The organism is Bacillota bacterium, assembly GCA_013314855.1.
GTDB lineage: Bacteria > Bacillota > Clostridia > Acetivibrionales > DUMC01 > Ch48.
The window spans coordinates 1-9,117 of record JABUEW010000150.1; the positions used below are offsets into that span (position 1 = coordinate 1).

7 protein-coding genes and 1 riboswitch are annotated in these 9,117 nt (G+C 47.3%); all 7 genes read right to left on the minus strand.

Annotation, left to right across the window (positions count from 1 at the left end; all coding sequences use genetic code 11):
* Nucleotides 1–511, minus strand: a 511-nt coding sequence (locus HPY74_18155) for a DNA adenine methylase (protein NSW92549.1), incomplete at its 3' end; no start/stop codon positions are given.
* A gap of 7 nt (nucleotides 512–518) precedes the next feature.
* Nucleotides 519–719 (minus strand): hypothetical protein, encoded by a 201-nt coding sequence (locus HPY74_18160; GenBank protein ID NSW92550.1) that lies wholly within the window; start codon nucleotides 717–719, stop codon nucleotides 519–521.
* 177 nt (nucleotides 720–896) lie between these two features.
* On the minus strand, nucleotides 897–1,424 hold the full coding sequence (locus HPY74_18165; GenBank protein NSW92551.1) for a hypothetical protein: 528 nt from the start codon (nucleotides 1,422–1,424) through the stop codon (nucleotides 897–899).
* Between the two features lie 166 nt (nucleotides 1,425–1,590).
* A complete protein-coding gene (locus tag HPY74_18170) occupies nucleotides 1,591–3,642 on the minus strand; it encodes a PAS domain S-box protein (GenBank protein ID NSW92552.1) in 2,052 nt (683 codons plus the stop codon).
* A gap of 44 nt (nucleotides 3,643–3,686) precedes the next feature.
* Nucleotides 3,687–5,423, minus strand: a complete 1,737-nt coding sequence (locus HPY74_18175; GenBank protein NSW92553.1) for a methyl-accepting chemotaxis protein — start codon at nucleotides 5,421–5,423, stop codon at nucleotides 3,687–3,689.
* Complete coding sequence (locus tag HPY74_18180; protein NSW92554.1) at nucleotides 5,410–8,007, minus strand: PAS domain S-box protein; 2,598 nt, start codon at nucleotides 8,005–8,007, stop codon at nucleotides 5,410–5,412. The genes HPY74_18175 and HPY74_18180 overlap by 14 nt, the downstream gene beginning before the upstream one ends.
* 59 nt (nucleotides 8,008–8,066) lie before the next feature.
* A complete protein-coding gene (locus HPY74_18185; GenBank protein ID NSW92555.1) occupies nucleotides 8,067–8,516 on the minus strand; it encodes a chemotaxis protein CheW in 450 nt (149 codons plus the stop codon).
* Between the two features lie 419 nt (nucleotides 8,517–8,935).
* Nucleotides 8,936–9,023: riboswitch (cyclic di-GMP riboswitch) on the minus strand.
* Between the last annotated feature and the right edge of the window lie 94 nt (nucleotides 9,024–9,117).

A 9,117-nucleotide genomic window follows, 5' to 3' on the forward strand; every position in this document is an offset into this window, starting at 1 on the left:
GGTGGAAGGTTTTCCGGATATCAAAGGGCTGGCAGCTATATGAGGTGCAGCCGCTGCCGTAGCTGTAGCGGATCAGCTTGAAGAAGGCGGCGGCGCGTTTTACGTCCGACATGGTCGCGTTTTCAATAAGGATCGATTTGATTTCCTCAAACTGTGGCGGGGACAGACAGTTCTCCGCCAGTTCCAATTCCTCCCGCAGGTATTCGCTGGTGAATTCCTCCTTTTCAAGATATTTTTTGAGGACGTTGAATTCGTCCCTGCCGTTTAGGGGCAGGAAATTCAACTCCTTGAGCAGGGCAAGAGGACGCTCCTTGACGCAGCGGAACAGGTTGGCAAGGTCGGCGTTGTAGTCATTATAGACCTCCATGCTTGCATCCGGTTTCCTGCCGAAGAGTACCCAACCGCCGCCACCAAAGACCTCAATGTATCTTCCATAATCTTTGGGCATCCGCTGGTAAATAAGTTCACGCAGGGCCTTTTTGCCGCCGACCCAGCTGATAATGCTGTTCAATCAGTCATCACCTCCTTGGCCTGCTGATCCTATCCATATCGGTCCGCATACAGCTCCCGTCTGTACTCCAGCAGATAAAGCCGACACCAGGATAGGGACAGCCTTTGCAGCGCTCGGTGTCTTTTGGCAAGGGTACGGTGTGAATTTTTCTTGGTGGCGCAGGATCGCTGCCGGTTTTTTTCTCCTGTGTTTTTGTGTCTGTGTTCATAGTTCAACTCCTTTCCGGCAACAAAAAAAACGCTGCCTATTCAGATAGCGCCTCATGCTCGTTTGCCTTTCATAAAAAATAGCGGCATGCATTTCTACACATCGCCCATCTTGGGAATTTCATCCGGCTCATCTTCCACATATTCGTATTTACCGGTGCTTTCATTGTAGAGATATGCTACATTCCTCCCATCGTCTGTTCGTTGAAGTTTTGTTCAGCTCCCTGCTTCAGCTCCTGTTCCGGCTTGATAAAAAAGTCCTCACTGTTCCAGAAGCTGACGAAAATTTCACCGTCATTCGTTTTAATGGGACGCTGCTCAAACCCCTCGCCCCAGCCGTCAGACATTTGACCAACGGCAAAGTCAAGCAGCTTGGCTGTTTCAGCTTCGGTCAACTCACCATAAACCTCTGCCACCATCACGCCCCACAGCTTGCCGTTCCATTCTTCAACTGTCGGATGGAGGCTGTAGATTTTTTCAGACAGCTCCTGGTCATCGTAGAAGTAAACCATCAGACCACGATCACCTTCGCCTGATAACTTTTCTTTTTCTATGGCGGCAAGGATTTCATCCATATACTGTACCGCCTCTGATGGAGATAATTCTTCAGGCAGATCGCCCGCGCCGCACCCACCGTATTCATGAGAAGGGTATGCTGTAATCGATAGGGGACTAAAAAACTTGAGGGTTTGCTTGATGTTTGACATTTGATTTCCTCCAATCGTTTGTGGTTTTTCACCCTAAAAAGGGCATAAAAAAACGGCAGCATCTTATTTCTAAAATGCCACCGCAATAACGGTAAAGTTCTCTGATTAAATATTTATAGCATTAATGAACCATTAGTAGTTTGTCCTATAATCGTCATACTTCACCCTATTCACACTCATTCATATACCGCACACAATTCCTGCCGGCAGCTTTGGCCTCATACATCATGTTGTCTGCCTTATTCACCAATGAGTCAACATTGTCCCCCGGACAGTAGCCGGCAACCCCGAAGCTGGCAGTGACCCTGCCTACACCAGGTATATCCATTTGGCTTAGACTTTCCCGCAGTTCCTCCGCCAAACGGGCCGCATTATTTACAGTTGTATCCGGCAGGAGTATGACAAATTCCTCCCCGCCCCAGCGGGCCAGGGTATCTATTTTGCGTATCCTGTTCTTAATCATTTCTGTCATGCTTTTTAGGACTAAATCACCGGCGTTATGGCCAAAGTTGTCGTTAATGCGCTTAAAACGGTCTATATCCAGCATTACAAGAGAAAACTTGCCGTCAGTGCGCCGCGCCCGCTCTATTTCTTCCTCCAGTTTTTGCGTAAAATAGCGGCGGTTATAGGCGTTTGTCAAAACATCTACAACAGATAAATGGCGGAGCTCCTCTTCCATCTTTTTATATTTAGTGACATCTGTGGCATAATGAAGATATATGTCTTCTCCCAAAGGGATCCACCAGGTATCCCAGATATTGCCTGCCAGCTCCACTTCGCTGTTTATGGGTTCATTTTTGTCCAAGGCTTCGTCTCCGCGGCAGAAATAGCATTTGGCGCCGGGTAATAGCAAGCCTTTCTTTTTAAATAACTCCCTGTATTTATCCGTCAGGTATTCCCCGCCATGGATGCCTTTCCAGCAATAATCTCCGATTTTTGTCCCCAATAGTGATTTCGCTGCTTTATTCTGCGCCAGAATGCGGCGCTCCCTTGATACCAGCCAGGCCGGGCTGGGTATGCCTTCCAGCATCATGCGGAGCCGTTCTTCTCGGCGCCTGTTTTCTTCCTCCTGCCACTTGCGTTCGCGTATGTCGCGCACAATTCCCACCGCATGCCAGCCATTCCTGAACTTCAAAGCAGACAGGGAAAGCTCTACATCAATTTCCCGCCCGTCTTTGCGTTTGGCTTTCAGCTCAATTGTTTTCCCTATGGCATTTCCCTGTCCTGTCGACTGAAAGCGCCGGAAAGCCTTACGATGAACCTTATAAAGGCGCTCATCAGGCACCACCAGCCGGTGCAAATCTTTGCCCATGATTTCTTCCCGGGAATAGCCAAAGAGCTTTTCCGCTGCCCGGTTCCAAAACATGACGTTTCCCTGGCTGTCAAGCAGGACGATGGCATCCCGGGCTGTACCTGTAATGGCGCTTAAGATCTCTTCCCTTTCCTTCAGTTCATCTTCCATTTTTCTGCGTTCAGTCAGGTCAACTACCAACGTCAGACAAAATTTTTCTCCCCTGTAATCGGTAAGCTGCAAACTTATTTCCACAGGGTAGTGTGTGCCGTCCTTGCGGCGGTGTATTGTGGTAAAAGAGAGCTGCTCCTGTTCCCCGCTGAGGAGTGGTTGAAGTAGTTTCCGGAAACTCTCCAGATTAAATTCCGGTTTGAGGTCTAGAGGGGTCATGGTCTTCAGTTCTTCGCTTGTATATCCCAGGTTATTCCGGGCGGCCCGGTTGACAGCAACAAATTTTAAGGACTCCGGGTGGAAAATATAGAGCTCATCCAAGGATTTTTCGAAAAGCCGCTCAAACATCCCGGCATGACTATTGGCTTCATGCAGTTTAATGGCCATTTCTATTGTGGAGAGCATGGCAGCTTTGTCTATGCCTTTTAGCACAAACCCGTAAGCCTTGACCTCTTTTATTTTTTCTAAGATTTCCCCGGAGGTGTTGGCGGTAAGAAATACAACTGGAATATCCCGGGTTTTAAGGATCCTGCGGGCCGCCTCAATTCCGTCCATTTTCCCCGCCAATTCGATGTCCATAAGGACCAGGTCCGGTGGGGAAGCGCCGCTTGCCTTTTGCACTGCTTCCTCCCCCGTAGCAGCGGTTTCCACATCATAGCCGCTACTTTGCAATGACTTCACTGCAATTAGGGCAGTCAAGCGGCTGTCTTCCACCAGCAGTATTTTCTTCTTATTGGAAACTATATTTATCTCCATCTTTTACCACCTGTAATTATTTCAGCACTCATTTGCATAGAACATTATACTTTAAATCTCGCTACCAGTGCACTCAGCTTCTCCGCCATCTCGGCCTGGGACTGGGCAGTTCTGGCCACCCCTTCCAGGGCTTTTGCCGTTTCTGTAGCACTGTTGCTGATTTCCTGGGAAGAAGCGGTGGCTTCTTCTATGGCTGCCGCCACTCCTTCGATGGCGGTATTAACTTCGCCGATGGACGCAGCAATCTGGGAAGCCGCAGCAGCAAATTCTTCGGTCAGTGCTTTGACAAACCGCGCGTCCTGTGCATACTGCTCACCGGTTTTTTCCAGCATATCATAGTCCGGCGCCACTTTGTCGTCGATGAATTTCAGGATTTCCCCGGCATTGGCGGTTAGCTTGTCCACAGCAGTTTTAACTTGTTGAATTACCTGCTGGATGCTCCCTGCCGTCTGGGCCGAATGTTCGGCGAGTTTCCTGACTTCTTCCGCCACCACGGCGAAGCCCCGGCCCTGCTCGCCCGCCCTAGCAGCTTCAATGGCGGCATTAAGGGCCAAGAGATTGGTCTGGCCGGCTATTTCGGAGATTACATCGGTCATTTTGGCTATTTCTTCGACAATTTTCGCTTCCTCGATAGCTTTTTTGATTTCCTGTTGTTTGGCGTTATACATACTTTGGGCAGTTTGTTTGGAAGCAACTGCCGTTTCCTTCATCTGTTCCGCCCTTTTTTCAATTTCCCCGACCTTTGCTTTGCCGTCCCCGGCCCTTGCTTCAAGCTGCTTGGCTCCGTTTTTAATTTCTGTGCTGGATGCTGTCACTTCCTCCACAGAAGCACTGGTCTCTTCCATTCCAGCAGCGATCTGCTCTACCGAGGCATTGACGTTCTGCTCCTGGGCGCTCACTTCTTCCACTGTGGCGGAGAGTTCCTGGCTGGCTGCGCTGGTCTCAGCCACAGAGGCAGCCACTTCTTTTAACAGAGCTCGTATTTTTGAGTTCATCTCGGCAAAAGCCTGAGCCAGCTGTCCCATTTCATCCTTACGCCGCAGGAAGCTTTCCGGCACTTCCATGGTGAAGTCGCCGCCGGCCATAAGGCGGGCATGTTCCACCACGGCTTTGACAGGATTGGCGATAATGCTGCCCATAAGCAGGGAAAAACCTAAACCTGCCAGGAGGGCAATCCCCAGCATGATCAAAGCAATGTTCCTGGCTCGGGCAAAATCGGCATGAGCAGCAGCCATCAAGTCGGAGGCTATTTTATTGTTCATTTCTTTCATTTGGGCTAAAATATTGGAAGTTTCTTCCCGCAAAGGTTTCGCTTTCTGGTCATTAAGCTGGACTGCCTGACTGAAGTTGCCGGCCTTGACCACATCTATAACCTCCTGTCTGGCTGTGCGATAGCTGGAGTTGACAGTTTTCAGCTTGTCCAGGAGGGCTTTTTCTTCTGGTACCATATATGTTCCTTCATACTCTTTAATAAGACGGTCGTTTTCCTCAACAACCTTCTTTAAAGCTTCTTCGGAAGTTTTAACGACAGTCTGGTCTTGCAAGGCTTGTGTCTCCCAAAGAATCCTGAGCATCTCCTGGGATACTTTTTCCTGGTTCACCTGCATTTTTCCAAGCAGCATGTTGGGAAGAAAACGGTCTTTATAAAGCTCATCCAGGTTGCTTTGAATCTGATTGGCGGTCAGAAGGCCGTTGACTCCGATAACAGCTGTGATGACCAGGATAACGGCAAAAGACAGCAATAGTTTGGTTTTCGTTTTCAGGTTGTTAATAAACCCCATTTCTTTCATCTCCTTTTTTATTGATGCTTTTAATGCTTTCTAAAAACATTTCCACTATCTGGGGATCAAACTGGGTCCCTGCATTCCTTTTTATCTCCTCAATCGCTTCCTCCCTGCTCAATGCTTTACGGTAAGGCCGGTCGCTGGTCATGGCGTCATAGGCGTCGGCTACCGCCAGTATCCGGCATAATAAGGGTATCTCTTCTCCTCTTAGTCCCTGGGGATAGCCTTGGCCGTCCCAGCGCTCGTGGTGGCACAGGATGTATTCCGCTATGGGTCCCAGCTCAGGGGTGTTCTGCGCTATCCGGCAGCCTATCTCCGGGTGTTTTTTCATCTCCTCCCACTCAAGTTCCGTCAAAGACCCTGGTTTTTTCAAGATCTCTTCCCGGATCCCTACTTTGCCTATATCATGCAAAACTGCCAGCAGGGAAAGTTCGTCCATCTCCTTGGAAGTCAGTTTAAGCATCGTACCGATCTTTAAACAAAAATCTTTTAAGCGCCCGGCGTGCTCCTCTGTTTCCGAACTTTTGGCGTAAAGAGTAGCTAAAAGAGTGTTGACAATGCTGTTGCGGAAACTTTTGCCCTCGTTCAGCTTTTGGCGGTACATCCTCTCCTCAGCCTCTTTGACCACTTCCTCCAGTTTTTCGCCTGCTGTTTCTTTGGTGGCGCAGCCCAAGGCTATGCTTAGGCGGAGGTGTTCAGTCCCATAGGCCTGGGTGGCAGTCTTTATCCTCTTGGCTATTTCCTCCGCAGCTTGGGCTGAGGTTTGGGGCAAGACTACCAAAAACTCGTCCCCGCCCCAACGGGAGACCAAGTCTTCTTTGCGGCAGCATTTTTTGATGGCTTCGGCAGCTTTCTTAAGGAGCTTGTCCCCTTCGGCGTGTCCGAAGACATCGTTGGCCAGCTTAAGGCCGTTGACATCAGCCATTATGACAGCCAGTGGCAATTTGCCGTTTAGCTCCTGTCTTTTCAATTCTTCTTCCATGAAACGCCGGTTGTATAAGCCTGTCAAGGTGTCGTGGTAGCTAAGGTAGAGGATTTTTTCCTGCCAGTCTTTTTCCTGAGTGACGTCCCTAAAGACCATGACTACCCCAAAAGTTTGGCCCTGTTCGTCTTTAATCGGAGCAGCGCTGTCGGCGATTGGTACCCGCCGGCCGTCTTTGGTGATTAAAGCGGTGTGGTTGGCTAGCCCAACGATTTTCCCGGTTTGCAGGACTTTTTCCACGGGGTTTTCAGCTTTTTCCCCTGTTTCTTCGCTGATCAGTTGAAAAACTTGAGCAAAGGGACGGCCTTTGACTTCCTCTTCACTATAGCCCGTTATTTCTTGAGCAACCTGATTCATGACCGTGATATTACCTGCCAGGTCAGTAGTAACCACTCCGTCACCAATGGAAAGGAGGGTAGTTCTAAATAGTTCTTTTTCTATGTATAGTTCTTTTTTGTACTTTTCTCTGTCAGTGACATCGAAAATGATGGAAAAAAGCAAATTCTCATCGTTATATGTTATAGGACAGGAATAAACGTCAACCAGCCTTACTTCCCCGTTCTTCAACCGATGAGGGAAAACAAAATACCTCTGCTTTTCTTGTAAGGCCATGAACCGCCGCTTTGCCACTTCCTCTTTTGGCAGCATATTGATGTCCTGAATGTGCATGTTTAAGAGTTCTTCCCTGGTATAACCGTAAAATGTGCAAGCGGCGGGGTTGGCGTCAACGATTCTGCCGTATATTGGCTCGATCAGAAGCATGACGGCGGTATGTCCGTTGAACATGGCCTGCAGGCGATGTAACAACTCTTCTCTTTCCTTTTCTACTTTCTTCTGTAACGTTATGTCCTTGCTGGAGCCGACAATGTATTTGACTCTATCCTTTTCGATAACCGGCGTAAGACTGGTGAGCCAAACTCTTTCTCCTGCTGGGAGATTCAAAGTTTCCTCATAAGTTATTGTCTCCCCGCTTTCCAGACATTTCCGGTAGTTGGCTTCAATGACTTTTCCTAATTCCGCGCCTAAAAGTTCAACCGGCGTTTTGTCTCTGAGCATGTCCAGAGAAATGCCGGTCAATTCCTGATGAGCAGAGTTATTGCGCAGGTACCTGAATTCTCCGTTTTCGGCCTTGATGAGAAAGATCGCATCATGGGTTCCGTTAAAAACTTTTTCCATTTCCAGGGTGAGTTCGCCAATGGTTTTCTGCTGTTTTTCCAGGATTTTTATCTTTTCCATTTCTGCGGTGATTTCTTGAATATAGGTTGCAAAATAACCTTGCTCCCAGGAAAAAGCGGTTACTTTGTACCATCTCCCAAGCGGCCCGGAGTATTGGGTAAATTCTTCCCTTCCGCCATTTAAGGCGATTTGGCCGTAAAATTTTATCCAGTCAAAAGAATCTTCTTTGATGCCAGGTATGACTTCCGTCACTTTTTCCCCCAAGATCTTTTCTTTTTTTAGCCCGGTCATTTCTTCAAAAGCAGGGTTGACATCAAGAAAAATATAGTCTTCCGGAATCCCTTCTGCGCTTAAAACCAGTTTGTGGTAAGCATAGCCAAAGGGCGCCTGGCGCAAAATTTCCCGCATAATATTTTCTTCCATACTGTTTCTCCCTCCCCGCTTAAAAGTTGTTTATGCCGGATAATTTCATGCCCTGGTTTTCAGACTGCAATTTCCCCCGCCTTTACTTCTTGTTCTTCCGCCAGAATGGCGGCAGGTTCCAAAAGGATAATGATTTCTTCTCCCTTTTTGGCTAAACCGGCTATGTATTTGTGTTCAACAGTTGTCATTTGCGGCGGTTCTATCTGGTCATCACCGATTTTTGTTACCTGGGATACGGCATCAACCAAAAGCCCGGCTTTTTGCTCAGAAAGATTTAGGACAATAATCCTGCTTTCACCTGTAACCTCACTGTTTCCCAGGTTAAATTTTCTTCTGAGGTCGATTACAGGGATGATGTTCCCCCGCAGATTTATTATGCCTTGCATGTATGAAGACATATTGGGTATTCTTGTAGGCGCTTCATATCTTGTAATTTCCTGGATGCTTAAAATGTCAAGGCCATAGTATTCGCTGCCCAGTACAAAAACAACATATTGTTTCTCCGCCATTTCTTTTCCCCCTCTCTATGTTTTTTAGTTTTTCTGTGTACTCATTTCGACCAGCAGACTTTTTTAATTTATTTAAGCAAAAATCAAAAGGCCTATTTTACACAGCTGAACATTACATATTTTTCCAGCTAATGAAAACAGACCTTGCTTAGCTTCACAATTATTGCTTGTCAATGTAAATAAAACGGTATATCTCCATATTTTGGGAATTAATACAGATATTACCCCCCTCTATTGGGAACATGTGTTCTGTCTTTTATGCACTCAGTCTTTTTCATTTTAAACGAGTCCCTCCTTTGGGTCTTATGCTCCGCCAAATCCACTGTCAATGCCGTATTTTCCACCATACAGACACAATTTCGTCTAATCAAGCTATTTTAATACACAAAAAGCCTCGTGCACTAAGCGCATAGAGGCTTTCATGCAACCGGCTGCCGTAGAATTAGCTTGCTCCTTAGGCCCTTGGCTTTGCGTCCCTGCCTTTCGGCAGGTTTGCCATTGTAATGTCTATGTAAACTATGTTGTTGTAACAGCTACTCAGTTATATGGTAATATTATACTATTTTTTTTTTTTTTTTTTTCAACGGGTTTCTTCATTTTT